This window comes from Caulobacter sp. LARHSG274 (assembly GCF_052871235.1).
In genome coordinates, this window is sequence record NZ_JBIXJO010000001.1 from 487,661 (window position 1) to 502,038 (window position 14,378).

The 14,378-nt window shown below is 69.2% G+C and carries 15 protein-coding genes; 5 read left to right on the forward strand and 10 right to left on the reverse strand.

Annotated elements, in window-relative coordinates; all coding sequences use genetic code 11:
- Positions 1-12: 12 nt before the first annotated feature.
- From truB to rimP, 10 genes are all read right to left on the reverse strand, one after another.
- Positions 13-945, reverse strand: coding sequence for a tRNA pseudouridine(55) synthase TruB (gene truB / locus ACIPQB_RS02250; RefSeq protein WP_446483566.1), 933 nt, complete (start codon positions 943-945; stop codon positions 13-15).
- Positions 946-1,437, reverse strand: a complete 492-nt coding sequence (gene rbfA / locus ACIPQB_RS02255; protein WP_446483567.1) for a 30S ribosome-binding factor RbfA — start codon at positions 1,435-1,437, stop codon at positions 946-948.
- A gap of 111 nt (positions 1,438-1,548) precedes the next feature.
- Entirely contained in the window at positions 1,549-2,097 is a 549-nt protein-coding gene (locus tag ACIPQB_RS02260) for a hypothetical protein (protein ID WP_446483568.1), read from the reverse strand.
- A gap of 8 nt (positions 2,098-2,105) precedes the next feature.
- Positions 2,106-2,621 (reverse strand): DUF2939 domain-containing protein, encoded by a 516-nt coding sequence (locus ACIPQB_RS02265; RefSeq protein WP_446483569.1) that lies wholly within the window; start codon positions 2,619-2,621, stop codon positions 2,106-2,108.
- Positions 2,622-2,666: 45 nt separating this feature from the next.
- Positions 2,667-3,080 (reverse strand): type II toxin-antitoxin system VapC family toxin, encoded by a 414-nt coding sequence (locus ACIPQB_RS02270; RefSeq protein ID WP_446483570.1) that lies wholly within the window; start codon positions 3,078-3,080, stop codon positions 2,667-2,669.
- Positions 3,077-3,340, reverse strand: a complete 264-nt coding sequence (locus tag ACIPQB_RS02275; RefSeq protein WP_446483571.1) for a hypothetical protein — start codon at positions 3,338-3,340, stop codon at positions 3,077-3,079. The genes ACIPQB_RS02270 and ACIPQB_RS02275 overlap by 4 nt, the downstream gene beginning before the upstream one ends.
- A 133-nt stretch (positions 3,341-3,473) precedes the next feature.
- A complete protein-coding gene (infB, locus tag ACIPQB_RS02280; protein WP_446483572.1) occupies positions 3,474-6,572 on the reverse strand; it encodes a translation initiation factor IF-2 in 3,099 nt (1,032 codons plus the stop codon).
- A 189-nt stretch (positions 6,573-6,761) separates the two neighbouring features.
- Positions 6,762-7,412 (reverse strand): RNA-binding protein, encoded by a 651-nt coding sequence (locus tag ACIPQB_RS02285; RefSeq protein ID WP_446483573.1) that lies wholly within the window; start codon positions 7,410-7,412, stop codon positions 6,762-6,764.
- A gap of 57 nt (positions 7,413-7,469) precedes the next feature.
- Positions 7,470-9,152: a transcription termination factor NusA gene (nusA, locus tag ACIPQB_RS02290; protein ID WP_446483574.1), complete on the reverse strand. Its 1,683-nt coding sequence runs from the start codon at positions 9,150-9,152 to the stop codon at positions 7,470-7,472.
- Between the two features lie 2 nt (positions 9,153-9,154).
- On the reverse strand, positions 9,155-9,763 hold the full coding sequence (gene rimP, locus ACIPQB_RS02295; RefSeq protein ID WP_446483575.1) for a ribosome maturation factor RimP: 609 nt from the start codon (positions 9,761-9,763) through the stop codon (positions 9,155-9,157).
- Positions 9,764-10,036: 273 nt separating this feature from the next.
- On the opposite strand from rimP, the gene ppa reads away from it, so the two are divergent.
- From ppa to ACIPQB_RS02320, 5 genes are all read left to right on the forward strand, one after another.
- The gene (ppa, locus tag ACIPQB_RS02300; protein WP_446483576.1) at positions 10,037-10,570 is read left to right on the forward strand and encodes an inorganic diphosphatase; all 534 of its coding nucleotides are present in this window, start codon (positions 10,037-10,039) and stop codon (positions 10,568-10,570) included.
- 108 nt (positions 10,571-10,678) lie between these two features.
- Positions 10,679-12,031 carry a tRNA (N6-isopentenyl adenosine(37)-C2)-methylthiotransferase MiaB gene (gene miaB, locus ACIPQB_RS02305; RefSeq protein ID WP_446483577.1) on the forward strand — a complete coding sequence of 451 codons (1,353 nt, stop codon included), beginning with the start codon at positions 10,679-10,681 and terminating at the stop codon, positions 12,029-12,031.
- Positions 12,028-12,972: a PhoH family protein gene (locus ACIPQB_RS02310; protein WP_446483578.1), complete on the forward strand. Its 945-nt coding sequence runs from the start codon at positions 12,028-12,030 to the stop codon at positions 12,970-12,972. Before miaB ends, ACIPQB_RS02310 begins: the two co-directional genes overlap by 4 nt.
- A gap of 11 nt (positions 12,973-12,983) precedes the next feature.
- Complete coding sequence (ybeY, locus tag ACIPQB_RS02315; RefSeq protein ID WP_446483971.1) at positions 12,984-13,445, forward strand: rRNA maturation RNase YbeY; 462 nt, start codon at positions 12,984-12,986, stop codon at positions 13,443-13,445.
- Between the two features lie 11 nt (positions 13,446-13,456).
- Positions 13,457-14,377, forward strand: a complete 921-nt coding sequence (locus tag ACIPQB_RS02320; RefSeq protein ID WP_446483579.1) for a hemolysin family protein — start codon at positions 13,457-13,459, stop codon at positions 14,375-14,377.
- Position 14,378 lies beyond the last annotated feature (1 nt).

The following is a 14,378-nucleotide window of genomic DNA, read 5'->3' on the forward strand; positions in this document are numbered from 1 at the left end:
GGTTGTCTCCGCTCAGGTGAGTTGGAAGACCCGCACCGGATTGAGCTTTCCGGCGCGCATCTCGCACAAGGCCACCAGCCGCTCTCCCACCATGGCGGAAACGGTGCGATCGCCGGGCGTGAGCTCGGCTTTCAACCTTTCCACCTGCCTTGGAAGCAGAACGATGGCGCGTCCTTGCGCAAGCCGGAAGGCGTCTTCATCGGTCACGGCCAGCGCCGGGATGTCGTCCAGCGCGGTCTCGACCGGAAGCAACGCCTCCGACAGCCGGGCCTCATAGCTTAAATTCTCAAGGGTTTCCAGGCCTATCGCTGAATCCTCGCCAAACCGGCCGACTCGCGTCCGGCGCAGCTGGTCGACATGGCCGCAGGCCCCGAGCGCGGCGGCCAGGTCGCGGACCACGGCGCGGACATAGGTGCCCTTGCCGCATTCCATCTCCAGCACCACCCGATCGGCGTCGGGGACCTCGACGACACGAAGGTCGTGAATGGTGACCTTGCGGGTCTTCAGCTCGAATTCGACGCCCTCGCGGGCCAGGTCATAGGCCCGCTCGCCGTCGACCTTGATGGCCGAATAGTTGGGCGGCACCTGGTCGATCTCGCCGATGAACGGGGCCAGGGCGGCCTCGACCTGCTCGCGCGCGGGGCGCACGTCGCTGCTGTCGGTGGTCTCGCCCTCGCGGTCCAGGGTGGTGGTGTTGCGACCCCACAGGATGGTGAAGCGATAGGCCTTGTCGGCGTCCATCAGGAACGGGACGGTCTTGGTCGCCTCGCCCAGGGCCAGGGGCAGGACGCCGGTGGCCAGGGGGTCCAGCGTGCCGGCGTGGCCGGCCTTCTGGGCGTTGAAGGCCCGGCGCACCCGCGACACGGCGCTGGTCGAGGTCAGGTCGTAGGGCTTGTCCAGGCAGATCCAGCCGGAGACGGCGTCGCCCTTCTTGCGGCGGGCCACTCAGTCTTCCCCATCTTCCACGTCGCTAAGGCGGCGCACGTCCTGGGCGACCTTCGGGTCGGAGAACAGCCGGTCCATATAGGCCGCCGAGGTGAAGCTCTCGTCGTGCAGGAACTTCAGGTCGGGCGTGAACTTCATGTCGATGACCTTGCCCAAGCGCCCGCGCAGGAACTTGCTCAGGCGATTGAGGCCGGCCACCACCTCGGCGGGACTGCCCGGGACGACCACGGTGCGCGACGGCGAGGATGGCTCGCGCTCGACCTGGGGCGCGACGCCGGCCCCCAGGGGCTCGACGAAGCAGATGGCGTGCTTGAGATCGGCGCTCATCCGCACTTCGGAAATGGTCACCGAAACGCCCTGCAGGGCCGGATCGACCAGCTCCTCCTCACGCAGGATGGCCACCAGGGCGTGGCGAACCAGTTCGCCGGCCCGCAGTTGGCGTTGCGACGGGCCCACGGGTCCGCTCTTCTTGTTTTCGGAATGGCGCTTCATGGCGCGGTCGCCTCGATGCCCGGCCGGCGGATCGAACGCCGGGTCGCGGGGAGAAATAGGAGGCGGGGTGTCTAGGCGCGCGCGCCGCAAAAGTCCAGCGCGGCCGGCAAGCTAGCTGGGCCCCCGGTCGCCGGCCCAGTCCTCCATCGGGTCGGGCCCCGAGCCCTTGGGCAGCTTCCACTCGCCGCGGAACGAGAAATCCAGCGTGCCGCACACCCGGGTCGGGCCGCCGCCGGGATCGTCGCCGAACGCCTGGATGCGCAGGTCGCGGTGCAGCTCCAGCCGGCTGAAGCTCAACCACAGGCGGGCGGCCCCAGGGCAGAAGGCGCGGATATAGATCTTGCCCTGCTCGAACTTGGGGTCGATCTCGTAGAGGTCGGCGTCGGCGTCGACCCCCGCCATGGCCTTCAGCCCGCCGGGCCCTAGGTCCCGTTCGCGGCCGCCGATCAGCCGGCCCTGGACCGGCACGCCGGTGGCCAGCACCTTGAGCACCTTGGCGCCGGTCAGCTTCTTGTCGAACAGCACGGTCAGGCCCGCGCCGGTCAGCCGCTTGGCGTCGGGCGAGATCGGATCGTAGGAGTACATCTTGCGCTCGGCGTGCGCCGCCGTGGCCGCCATCGCCGCCGCCGCCAGCCCCAGCAGCGCCGTCCGCCCCCACATGGCGGGCCTCACCGCTTGAAGTGCAGGTTCACGGCCTGGGCGTCGAAGCCCGACAGCCGCCATGTGCCGCCCTCCTGGGTGAAGGTCAGCAGGCACGGGCCGTTCTTGCCCTTCGAGGCGCAGACCTGGCCGTCGCCGACCGGGTGCAGGGTCGAGGCGATCGCCACGCGGCCGGGGATCGGCCGGTCGGGGGTGTAGCCGTAATAGTTGGCGGCGGCGCGGAAGGTCTCCGGCTGGATCAGGGCCGCGCCGGCCAGGTCGGCGGCCGGACCGGCCAGGGCGGCGACGGCCGCCTGCCAGCCGCCGCCGGCGTTCGACCGGCGCGCCTCGCGCACCATTTGGCTCTCGATCTGGTACTTCAGCGCCTGGCGGTCGACGCGGGCGTCAAAGGCGGCGTGGTCGTTGTCGCGGATGGCGATCAGCAGGGCATGGACGTCGCCGGCGGCGTCATAGCGGTCGACCGTGGCGCAGGCCGAGAGCGAGGCGGCGGCGAGGGTCAGGGTCAGAAGGGTCCGGATGCGCATGGCGATAAGGCGTAGGCTGGAAATCGGGCGAATTCCAGTCCGGCGTCAGACGGTGAGAACGTTCAGGCCACGACGGCGTGCGGCCGCGACGAGATCCGCGTCGCAAGAGGCGAGGGTCGCGTCAAGACGAATGGCCAGTTCGAGGTAGGCCGCGTCATAGGGGGTCAAGTTCTCTATGCGAGACAGTTCAAGAATGGCTTCCCAAGCGCGAGCATCGGTTTCGGGATCGGTTACGATAGGCAATTCGCGAAGATTGTTCAGCGACTCGTCGACGTAGTCTTCCGTGCATCGCCGCCGCCGCACCGACGTTCGAAAGCCGTTGGCGACCTCAAGTCGCCATATCGCAGGAACCGTAACGCCCGCCTCCGCGACCTTGGCCAACACCGCGGCGGTCGCCTTGGGGCTTTCATCCTCGAAAAGACAGGCCAGAGTCATCGAGGCGTCCAATACGAAACTCAACGACGCCCCTCGTCGATCAGTTCGCGAAGCGTGATGCCCGCACGGGTCTTTCCCTGCCGATTGGCGAGGATACGCTCGACGGCCGCGAGCGCCCGCGTCCGCGCCTTGGTCTGAGCGTCCGACCGCCGGATGACGATGTCCCCGTCCTTGATTTCGATTTCGACTTGCTCGCCGTCGACAAGGCCGGCGGCCCGTCCGGCGTCCTGCAAAACGCCGGAGGCCAAGCCTTCGCCCCAGGTTCCGACGGCGATCCGGGTCATGATCCATGCACTCCAGAGTGTTGGATCTATTCTGCCATATCCGGCTTTTTGCGTCGAGTTGACCGGCCGTGATCAAGAAAAAAGGCGCGGACCTCGCGGTCCGCGCCCTGTCTTGTCACAGCTCTGATGGACCTTAGTCCAGCTGGCGCTTGATCTCTTCGACGGTGAAGCACTCGATGGTGTCGCCGACCTTGATGTCCTGGAAGCCGGCGAACATCATGCCGCACTCCTGGCCGGACGGGACCTCGTTGACCTCGTCCTTGAAGCGCTTGAGCGTCGCCAGGGTGCCCAGTTCCAGAACGACGATGTCGTTGCGGATGATCCGGACCTTGGCGCCCTTGCGGACCACGCCTTCGGTGACCTTACAGCCGGCGATCTTGCCGACCTTGGAGATGTCGAAGGCCTGCAGGACCTCGGCGTTGCCGAGGAAGGTCTCGCGCTGGATCGGGGCCAGCATGCCCGAGAGCACGCCTTTGATGTCGTCCAGCAGGTCGTAGATGATCGCGTAGTAGCGGATCTCGACCCCTTCGCGCTCGGCCAGCGCCCGCGCCTGGGCCGAGGCCCGGACGTTGAAGCCGATCAGCGGCGCGCCGGCGCCCTTGGCCAGCATCACGTCGCTTTCGCTGATCGCCCCGGCGCCCGACAGGATGATCCGCGCGCGGACCTCGTCGGTCGACATGGCGTCCAGCGAACCGATGATCGCCTCGGCCGAACCCTGCACGTCGGCTTTGATGACCAGCGGCAGTTCGCGGTACTTCTTGTCCTGCAGCTTGGCCATCATGTCGGCCATGCTGGTGGCGCCCGCGCCGACCGGATGCATCGACTTCTCGCGCTTCAGGCGGATGCGGTACTCGGTCAGCTCGCGGGCCCGGGCCTCGTTCTCGACGACCGCGAAGGGGTCGCCGGGCGAGGGCACGCCGTCCAGGCCGAGGATCTCGACCGGGGTGGCGGGACCCGCTTCCGTCAACTGCTCGTTGCGCTCGTTGAGCAGGGCGCGAACCCGGCCGAACTGGCTGCCGGCCACGACGATGTCGCCGCGCTTGAGCGTGCCGCGCTTGACCAGCACGGTGGAGACCGCGCCGCGGCCCTTGTCGAGCTTGGCTTCGATCACCACGCCGTCGGCGACGCGATCGGGGTTGGCCTTCAGGTCCAGGACCTCGGCCTGCAGCAGGATGCGCTCGATCAGTTCGTCCAGGCCCTGGCCGGTCTTGGCCGAGACCTCGACGATCTGGGTTTCGCCGCCCAGGCTTTCGACGACGATCTCGTGCTGCAGCAGCTCGTTGACGACCCGGGTGGGGTCGGCGCCGGGCTTGTCCATCTTGTTGACGGCCACGATGATCGGCACTTCAGCGGCGCGGGCGTGTTTGATCGCCTCGATGGTCTGGGGCATGACGCCGTCGTCGCCGGCCACCACCAGGATCACCAGGTCGGTGATGTTGGCGCCGCGGGCCCGCATCGCCGAGAAGGCGGCGTGGCCGGGGGTGTCGAGGAAGGTGACCTTCTGGCCGTCTTCCAGCCGCACCTGGTAGGCGCCGATGTGCTGGGTGATGCCGCCGTGCTCGCCGCCGGCCACGTCGGCCTTGCGCAGCGCGTCCAGCAGGCTGGTCTTGCCGTGGTCGACGTGACCCATGACGGTGACGACCGGGGGCCGGGGCTCCAGGTGATCGTCGACGTCCTCGGCGCCGATGAAGCCTTCTTCGACGTCGGCTTCCGACACGCGGCGGACGGTGTGGCCGAATTCGGTGGCCACCAGTTCGGCGGTGTCGTTGTCGATGACGTCGTTGATCTTCAGCATCACGCCCTGACGCATCAGGAACTTGATGATCTCGACGCCGCGCACGGCCATCCGGTTGGACAGCTCCTGCACGGTGATGACGTCGGGAATGACCACTTCGCGGCTGACCTTCACTTGGTCGGCGGGACCACCGCGACGCTTTTCCTTTTCACGTTCGCGGGCCCTGCGAACCGAGGCCAGCGAGCGCATGCGATCGGCGGAATCCCCGTCGCCGGCCACGGTCTGGATCGTCAGGCGACCTTCGCGGCGCATCGGAGCGCCCTTGGCGCGCGACACGGCCTTGCCGGGGGCGGCGGCCTTGCGGCGATCGTCCTCCTCGTCCGGGCGACGGCCGGCCTCGCCGCCGGGGCGGGGGGCCGAACGGGTGGCGCGCTGGATCTCGGGCGTGGCCGGCGCAGTGGCCGGGACGCCGGGACGGGCGCCGCGCGGACCGCCGGGACCCGGACGGGCGCCGGGGGCCGGGCGCGGAGCTAGGGCCGAATAGCGGACGGTCTGGGTCGGGCGGTCGCCCTGGGGACGGTCGCCTTGCGGGCGGTCGCCCTGCGGACGATCCCCTGGCGGGCGATCGTTGCGGAAGCCGCCTTCGGGACGCGGACCGCGCGGCGCGTCGGGACGCGGCGTGCGCTGGTTGTACGGGCCGTCCGGGCGCGGGGCGCGCTGGTTGAACGGGCGGTCGCCTTGCGGACGGTCGCCCTGGGGACGATCGCCTTGCGGCGGACGGTCGCCCGGACCGGGGCGGTAGGTGGTGGTCGACGAGCGGTCGTCGCGGCGATCGCGGCTGGGCTCGTAGGTGCGGGTCTGGCCCGGCGAGGCCGGACGCGGCGCCTCGGTCCGCGCGACAGGCGCGGCGGGACGGGGCGCTTCGGCGCGCGGCGCCGCGGGAGCGGCGGCCTGGACCGGCGGGGCCGGGGGCGGCGCGACCGGAGCCTGGGCGACCGGAGCGGCCGGAGCCGGCGCGGCGGGCGCTTGCGGGGCTGGAGCCGGAGCCGGGGCGGGCGCAGCAGCCGCCTTGGCGACGGCGGCGGCCTTGGCCGCGGCCTCGCGGGCGGCGGCTTCAGCCGCAGCGGCGCGGGCGTCGGCGGCGCGGCGCTCGGCGGCCTGGCGTTCCTGCTGTTCGCGCGCGGCCTCGATGGCGCGCTGGCGGGCGCGCATCTCTTCCTGCGACAGGCCGCCGGCCGAACCGCCGCCCGAGGGCTGCGGACCGCGCGGGGCGTCGCCTTGGCGGCGCTCGGCCGAGGACGGCGCGGCGAGATTGCCGGCCGGCGGCGCGTGCGGTCGCACGCGCTTGGTTTCAACCACCACCGTCTTGGTGCGGCCGTGGCTGAAGCTCTGCTTCACAACGCCGGCGCTGACCGACCCCTGACGGGGCTTCAGCGTAATGGGCGCTCGCCCGCCGGGGTTGGAACCAGGCCGACCGTTATCGTTCTCGTCGCTCATGCGCTCGCTTGTACTTCCGCCGGCGAAGGCCGGCCAAAAAACGTTCGATCCATATGAGAAAGGGGCCTGGACGTACCTTCCGAAGAAGGCGCGTTTCCCGACCCTTGTCTCCGGAGCGGATCACGCTCCTCATTTCAAGTTCCAGTCCTCTCGCGCCGACGAATGGAACCATCCGTCGAAGCCAGGGGCCTAGGGCTCCTCACGCCAACTCGCCGACCAACTCGAGGGAAGGAGTGGGCGGAAGCCTGATAACCGCTCGACATCCAATGTCCAGCGATCAGTGCCGCGCCCGGCAAGGAGCGCCGTGTGTATCACATTCTCCCCGCCCAAGGCCAAACCCAATTCGTCGGATGAGAACATCCCGAGGATTTTTGGGTTGTTCGGCGCCTTGTGGGCGGCGGTGAGAATCTTTCGCCGGCCGTCGGGCGCGCCGTCGGACGCCTCGATCAGCCAGGCGGTCTTGCCTGAAGCCAGGGCCGAGGAGACCTTCTCGAAGCCCGAGATAATGGTTCCGCCGCGCCGCGCAAGACCCAGCCCGTCGAGAACCCGCCGGGTCAGCAGCCGCTCCACCTGGTCGGCCAGATCGGCCGGGGCGACCAGCTTGGTCTTGGCCGAGCGCGAGAACAGGCCCTTCTTGGCGGCGATCGTCACCGCCTCGCGGGTGGCCTCGACCCACATGCCGCGCCCGGGCAGCTTGCGGGCCACGTCCGGCACGACGACGCCGTCGGGACCGGCCACGAACCGCACCAGGCGTGCCTCGTCGGTCGCCTCGCCCAGGACAAGGTCCTTGCGCTGGCGCATGGCTTCGGCGTGGGTCTTGGGGGCTTGGGGTTCTGTCATCAGGCTCGAAATCGCCGCCTTCCCGGCTCGGCTTGTCGCCGGGAAGGCGGCGGGGCTTTAGCCTTCCTCGGTCTCTTCGGCGGGGGCCGGCTCGGCGGCTTCGTCCGCGACTTCGGCCGGCTCTTCGCCCGCCTCGTCCAGGTACTCGCCTTCCTCCTCGACATATTCCGGTTCCGGCGGGGCCTCGACCCAGCCCATGACGACGCGGGCGCGCATGATCAGCGCCTCGGCGTCCTCCGGCGACAGGTTGAAGCTGTCGAGGATGCCGGCCTCGCGGGTGCGCTCGCCGTCCTTGGTCTCGAACCAGCCGCGCAGGTCGTCGGGAATCAGGCCGGCCAGGTCCTCGACCGACTTGACGTCGCCCTCGCCCAGGGCCACGGCGATCGGCAGGGTCACGCCCTCGATCTCCAGCAGGCCGTCCTCGACGCCCAGCTCGACGCGCTTGGCGTCGAGGGCGGCGGCTTCCTTGTCGAGGAATTCGCGGGCCCGGGCCTGCAGCTCCTCGGCGGTCTCGTCGTCGAAGCCCTCGATGGCCGCGATCTCATGCGGCTCGACATAGGCGACGTCCTCCACCGTGGCGAAGCCTTCGGTGACCAGCAGCTGGGCGATGACCTCGTCGACGTCCAGGGCTTCCTGGAACAGGGCGGTGGTCTCGGTGAACTGCTTCTGACGGCGCTCACTCTCCTGGCTTTCCGTCATGATGTCGATCTGCCAGCCGGTCAGCTGCGAGGCCAGGCGGACGTTCTGGCCGCGGCGGCCGATGGCCAGGGACAGCTGCTCGTCGGGCACCACCACTTCGACGCGCTCGTCCTCCTCGTCCATCACCACCTTGGAGACTTCGGCCGGGGCCAGGGCGTTGACGATGAAGGTCGCCTCGTCCTCGGACCACTGGATGATGTCGATCTTCTCGCCCTGCAGCTCGGCCACCACCGCCTGGACGCGCGAGCCGCGCATGCCGACGCAGGCGCCGACCGGGTCGATGCTGCTGTCGTTGGAGATCACCGCCATCTTGGCGCGCGAACCCGGGTCGCGGGCCACGGCGCGGATCTCGATGACGCCGTCATAGACTTCCGGCACTTCCTGGGCGAACAGCTTGGCCATGAAGCCGCCGTGGGCGCGGCTGAGCATGATCTGCGGGCCCTTGGTCTCGCGGCGGACGTCATAGATGTAGGCGCGGATGCGGTCGCCGACGTTGAAGTTCTCGCGCGGGATCGACTGGTCGCGGCGCATGATGCCTTCGCCGCGGCCCAGGTCGACGATGACGTTGCCGTATTCGACGCGCTTGACGCTGCCGTTGACGATCTCGCCGGCGCGGTCCTTGTACTCGTCGTACTGGCGCTCGCGCTCGGCTTCGCGAACCTTATGCATGACGACCTGGCGGGCCATCTGGGTCTGGACGCGGCCGATCTCGAACGGCGGCAGGCTTTCCTCGTAGATCTTGCCGACCTCGGCGTCGCGCCAGGTGCGCTTGGCCGACGACAGCTGGACCTTGCCGATCTCGCCTTCCAGCTCGAAGTCGTCGGGCACCACCTCGATCACCCGCTTCTGGGTGGTCTCGCCGGTCTTGGGGTCGATGCGCACGCGGATGTCGTGCTCGGCGCCGTAACGGGCCCGGGCCGCCTTCTGCAGGGCGTCCTCGATCGCCTCGATGACGACCTCCTTCTCGATGCCCTTTTCACGCGCGACCGCGTCGGCGATCTGCAGCAGCTCGAGGCGGTTGGCGGAGATGCCGATGGCCATGGTCAGTCCTCTTCACTTTCGGACAGGTCAATATCGTCTTCGGCGTCGTCACCGAGATTGTGGTCGTCTGCGTTTGCGTCTTCGCCTTCGGCTCCGACGCGGGCGGCGCGTTGCTGGGCGCCCCGCTTCATCAGTTCATCGTTCAACACCAGCTTGGCGTCGACGATCCATTCGAACGGGAAATAGACGGTGGTGTCGTCCTCGCCTTCGAGGTTCAGGCCCACCTGTCCGTCCTCGACCCCGGCCAGCTCGCCCTTGAAGCGCTTGCGGCCCTCGGCGACCCGGTCCAACTCGAGGCGGACCTCCAGGCCGGCATAGGTGTCGAAGTCCTTCAGCCGGGTCAGGGGGCGGTCGACGCCGGGGCTGGAGACTTCCAGGGTGTATTCGCCGCTGATCGGGTCGGCGGCGTCCATGATCTCGGAAATGGCCCGCGACAGCCGGGCGCAGTCCTCGACGTTCATGTCGCCGTCCGGGCGCTCGGCCATGATCTGGAGGCGACGCTGCTCGGCCCCGCCCATCAGGCGCAGGCGGACGATCTCGTAGCCGACGGATTCGGCGACGGGATCGAGCATCTCGACCAGACCGATGTCTTCCTGCGTCTTGCCGCGCACGGTTCTCTCAACTCACTCACTGGACCGCCCGCCCGGCCGGCGAACGGCGCCTGGGCAAACAGCCAAAGAAAAAGCGGCAGCCTTTCGGGCCGCCGCTCGAAAGCGCTATCAGCGCTGACGGACGATGTGAGACCTATATAGCGCGATGTTCAGGCGGTTGGAAGCCCCCTGCGACCGCCGCCGCCATCACCCCTTCCGCGCCGCAACATTTGTGGCCTATACAGTCGCCCGCGCAGGCCGCCTCCCCGCGGGCCCATCCACAGAAGAGTCATAATGGACCTCTCCAAGATCGCCACCGGCGTCAACCCGCCCTACGACCTGAACGCCATCATCGAGATCCCGCAAGGCGGCGAGCCGGTGAAGTACGAGATCGACAAAGAGAGCGGGGCCCTGATGGTCGACCGTTTCCTGCACACGGCGATGTTCTATCCGGCCAATTACGGCTTCATCCCCCACACCCTGGCCGACGACGGCGACCCGACCGACGTGATGGTGGTGGGCCCGACCCCGGTGGTGCCGGGGGCGATCATCCGCTGCCGGCCGATCGGCACCCTGATGATGGTCGACGAGGCCGGCTCGGACGAGAAGATCCTGGCCGTGCCGGTCGACAAGCTGCACCCCTTCTATACGGGCGTGAACAGCTGGCGCGACCTGCCGGTGATCCTCACCGAGCAGATCGCCCACTTCTTCCAGCACTACAAGGACCTGGAAAAGGGCAAGTCGACCAAGATCACCGGCTGGGCCGACCTGGAAGAGACCGCCGAAATCATCCGCGCGGCGATCAAGCGCCACGACGAAAGCTACTGACCCCGTCGGCGGCTCCCCTTTTTCCGGGGGAGCCGCGGCGATGCGGCCCCGGGGGTGTGTCCCCCATGATCTTGCGCGCGACCGCCCTCGCGCCCATAACCTCGCCGGATGAGCGAGACCCCGCAAAAGCGCCTCTATATCAAGACCTACGGCTGTCAGATGAACGTCTATGACAGCGAGCGCATGGCCGACGTCCTGCGCCCGCTGGGCTATGGCGTGGTCGACGACCCCGAAGGGGCCGATCTGGTGGTGCTCAACACCTGCCACATCCGCGAGAAGGCCACCGAGAAGGTCTATTCGGAACTGGGCTACATCAAGCAGATGAAGGGCCGAAAGGCCGAGGCCGGCGGCCGGATGACCATCGCCGTGGCCGGCTGCGTGGCTCAGGCCGAGGGCAAGGAGATCATGCATCGCCAGCCGGCGGTCGACCTGGTGGTCGGCCCCCAGGCCTATCACCAGCTGCCCGAGCTGATCGCCCGCGCCCACCGCGCCACCGGCGAGCGGCTGTCGGCCGATTTCGCCGCCGACGAGAAGTTCGACGCCCTGCCGGCCGAGCGCCAGGTCAACGGCGTCAGCGCCTTCCTGACCGTGCAGGAGGGCTGCGACAAGTTCTGCACCTTCTGCGTGGTGCCCTACACCCGCGGCGGCGAATGGTCGCGGCCGCCGGAGGCCATCGAGGACGAAGCCAAGCGCCTGGCCGACCAGGGCGTGCGCGAGGTCACCCTGCTGGGCCAGAACGTCAACGCCTATGACGGCGGCGGCTACACCCTGGCCCGGCTCGTGCGTCGCCTGGCGAAGATCCCGGGCCTGGACCGCATCCGCTACACCACCAGCCATCCGCGCGACATGGGCGAGGACCTGATCGCCGCCCATGGCGAACTGCCCGAGCTGATGCCCTATTTGCACCTGCCGGTGCAGGCCGGGTCGGACAAGATCCTCAAGGCCATGAACCGCGACCACACGGCCGAGAGCTATGTGCGGCTGATCGAGAAGATCCGCGCGGCCCGTCCGGACATCGCCATGAGCGGCGACTTCATCGTCGGCTTCCCCGGCGAGCGCGACGGCGATTTCGACAGGACACTGGAGCTGGTCCGCGAGGTCGGCTTCGCCAGCGCCTTCTCGTTCAAATATTCCCGCCGGCCAGGCACCCCGGCCTCGGCCATGCCCGGCCAGGTCGACGAGGCGGTCAAGGCCGAGCGCCTGGATCGCCTCAACGCCCTGCTCGACGAACAGCAGAAGGCGTTCAACGCCCTGCAGGTCGGCAAGGTCCTGCCGGTGCTGTTCGAGAAAAAAGGCCGCAACCCCGGTCAAATCGTCGGCCGCAGCCCCTATCTGCAGGCGGTCCACGCGGTGGGCCCTGACAGCCTGCTGGGCCAGATCGTTCCCGTCCGTATCGAGTCGTCGGCCAAGATGAGCCTGGGCGGCGTGCTCGAGAGCCAATCCCAGCTGGAGTCCGCTTGAGCCGCACGCCTGAGTTCCTGCCCCTGTCCGACATCGCCGTGCGCGCCGTTTCCGGCCCGAACGGCCGTCACGCCGCCCTGATCGAGGACGCCTTCAAGGTGCTGATCGAGACGCCGGGCGGCGGCGTCACCATCACCGGCGACGTCAAGGGCCGCTCCAGCGCCAAGCGGGCGATCTCCGCCCTGGCCGACCGGGCCGACGCCGACGACGAGGTGGTCGAAGCCGACGTGCGGGTGGCGGTGGGCGAGGCCCACAGCGCCGGCGGCCAGGCCTCGCCGCGGGCCGTGCGCAAGGGCTCGGTGTCGCCCAAGACCAAGGGCCAGGCCCGCTACATGGAGGCCATGGTCAGCCATCCGCTGACCTTCGGCCTGGGTCCGGCCGGCACCGGCAAGACCTTCCTGGCCGTGGCCCATGGCGCGGGCATGCTGCTGCGCGGCGAGGTCGACCGGCTGATCGTCACCCGCCCGGCGGTCGAGGCCGGCGAGAAGCTCGGCTTTCTTCCGGGCGACCTCAACGAGAAGGTCGATCCCTACATGGCCCCGGTCTGGGAGGCCCTGACCGACATCATGGGCGCCGACCAGCTGCGCCGCCGCCGCGACAAGCTGGAAATCGAGGTCGCCCCGATCGCCTTCATGCGCGGCCGCACCCTGGCCCACGCCTTCGTCATCGTCGACGAGGCCCAGAACTGCTCGCGCCTGCAGATGAAGATGGTCCTGACCCGGCTGGGCGAGGGCGCGCGGATGGTGGTGACCGGCGACCCGACCCAGGTCGACCTGCTGAATCCCCGCGATTCCGGCCTGGCCCATGCGGTGTCGATCCTCGAAGGCGTCGAGGGCGTGGCGGTGTCGCGCTTCACCTCGGCCGACGTGGTGCGCCACCCGCTGGTCGAGCGCATCGTCAAGGCCTACGACGCCGACGCCCTGCAGACCACGACCCGATGATCACGGTCGACATCGAGATCGAGGACGAGGCCTGGACCCGGGCCGAGCCCGAGGCCGAGGCCTTGGTCTGGCGCGCCGCCCAGGCGGTGCTGGACGCCCACGAGGACATCGACGGGAACGGCATCGTCATCCTGCTGGCCGACGACGACAGCGTCCGGGCGCTGAACCGCGACTTCCGCCACAAGGACTATGCGACCAACGTCCTGTCCTTCCCCTCGCCGCCCAATCCGGAGGGACAGATCGGCGACATCGCCGTGGCGTTCGGGGTCTGCGTCCGCGAAGCCCAAGAGCAAGGCAAGTCTCTGGCGCACCACCTGCAACATCTGGTGGCGCATGGGGTGCTTCATCTCTTAGGATACGACCATCAGGACGACGACGAGGCCGAGGCCATGGAGGCGCTTGAACGCGAGATCCTCGCGGGATTGGACGTTCCGGACCCCTATGCCGAACCGGTCGCCGCCGACCAGGGATAATCAATTCGGGCATGCCCAGCGACGATCAGAGTTCCACGCCCGCCGCCCCCGCTCGTCTGAGCCGGGGCGTGCGGGCGTTCTTCCGCAAGATGCGCAAGGACCTGGCCGGCCGCGGCGTGCCCGGTTTGGCCGAAACCTCGCGCCCGGCCGATCCGAGCCTGGTCCACGAGGTCGACATGGTCGACCAGGCCGAGGCCTTCCAGAGCCTGCGGGTCGCCGCGGTGATGACCCCGCGGGCCGACATCGTCGCCGTCGAGGCCTCGTCGACCTTCGAGGCCGTGGTCGCCCAGTTCACCGAGGCCGAGCACTCGCGGATGCCGATCTATCGCGAGACCCTGGACGACCCGGTCGGGGTGGTCCACGTCAAGGACGTGTTCCGCCTGCTGGCCGCCGACGACAAGCGCCCCGCGCCGGGCGACCAGATCCTGCACCGCCTGCGCCGCGAAGCCCTTTACGTGCCGGCCTCGATGCGGGCCGCCGACCTCTTGCTGCGCATGCGCACCAGCCGCATCCACATGGCCCTGGTCATCGACGAGTTCGGCGGCACCGACGGCCTGGTGACCATGGAGGACCTGATCGAGGCGGTGGTCGGCGAGATCGACGACGAGCATGACGACGCCCAGGTCTCCAGCATCATCGCCCGTCCCGGCGGGGTGTTCGAGGCCGACGCCCGCGCGCCGCTGGAGGACCTGGAGGCCGCCCTCGACCGCGATCTGGCCCCGCCCGACATGGAAGAGGACATCGACACCGTCGCCGGCCTGGTCGTGGCCCTGGCCGGCCGAGTGCCGCAACGCGGCGAGGTGATCGCCCATCCGGCCGGCTTCGACCTGGAGGTGGTCGAGGCCGATCCGCGCCGGGTCCGCCGCGTGCGGGTGCGTCCGGCCGTGGCGCCTGAACCGGCCGCCGAGCCGGGCCGCGCGGCCGCCTCGTGAC

Bases quoted from the DNA above. Each gene is read 5' to 3' on its own strand.
- ACIPQB_RS02275 (WP_446483571.1), bottom strand. From the start codon at position 3,340: ATGACCCGGATCGCCGTCGGAACCTGGGGCGAAGGCTTGGCCTCCGGC.
- ACIPQB_RS02320 (WP_446483579.1), top strand. From the start codon at position 13,457: ATGCCCAGCGACGATCAGAGTTCCACGCCCGCCGCCCCCGCTCGTCTG.
- infB (WP_446483572.1), bottom strand. From the start codon at position 6,572: ATGAGCGACGAGAACGATAACGGTCGGCCTGGTTCCAACCCCGGCGGG.
- ACIPQB_RS02260 (WP_446483568.1), bottom strand. From the start codon at position 2,097: ATGTGGGGGCGGACGGCGCTGCTGGGGCTGGCGGCGGCGGCGATGGCG.
- ACIPQB_RS02285 (WP_446483573.1), bottom strand. From the start codon at position 7,412: ATGACAGAACCCCAAGCCCCCAAGACCCACGCCGAAGCCATGCGCCAG.
- ACIPQB_RS02265 (WP_446483569.1), bottom strand. From the start codon at position 2,621: ATGCGCATCCGGACCCTTCTGACCCTGACCCTCGCCGCCGCCTCGCTC.
- ppa (WP_446483576.1), top strand. From the start codon at position 10,037: ATGGACCTCTCCAAGATCGCCACCGGCGTCAACCCGCCCTACGACCTG.
- nusA (WP_446483574.1), bottom strand. From the start codon at position 9,152: ATGGCCATCGGCATCTCCGCCAACCGCCTCGAGCTGCTGCAGATCGCC.
- rbfA (WP_446483567.1), bottom strand. From the start codon at position 1,437: ATGAAGCGCCATTCCGAAAACAAGAAGAGCGGACCCGTGGGCCCGTCG.
- miaB (WP_446483577.1), top strand. From the start codon at position 10,679: ATGAGCGAGACCCCGCAAAAGCGCCTCTATATCAAGACCTACGGCTGT.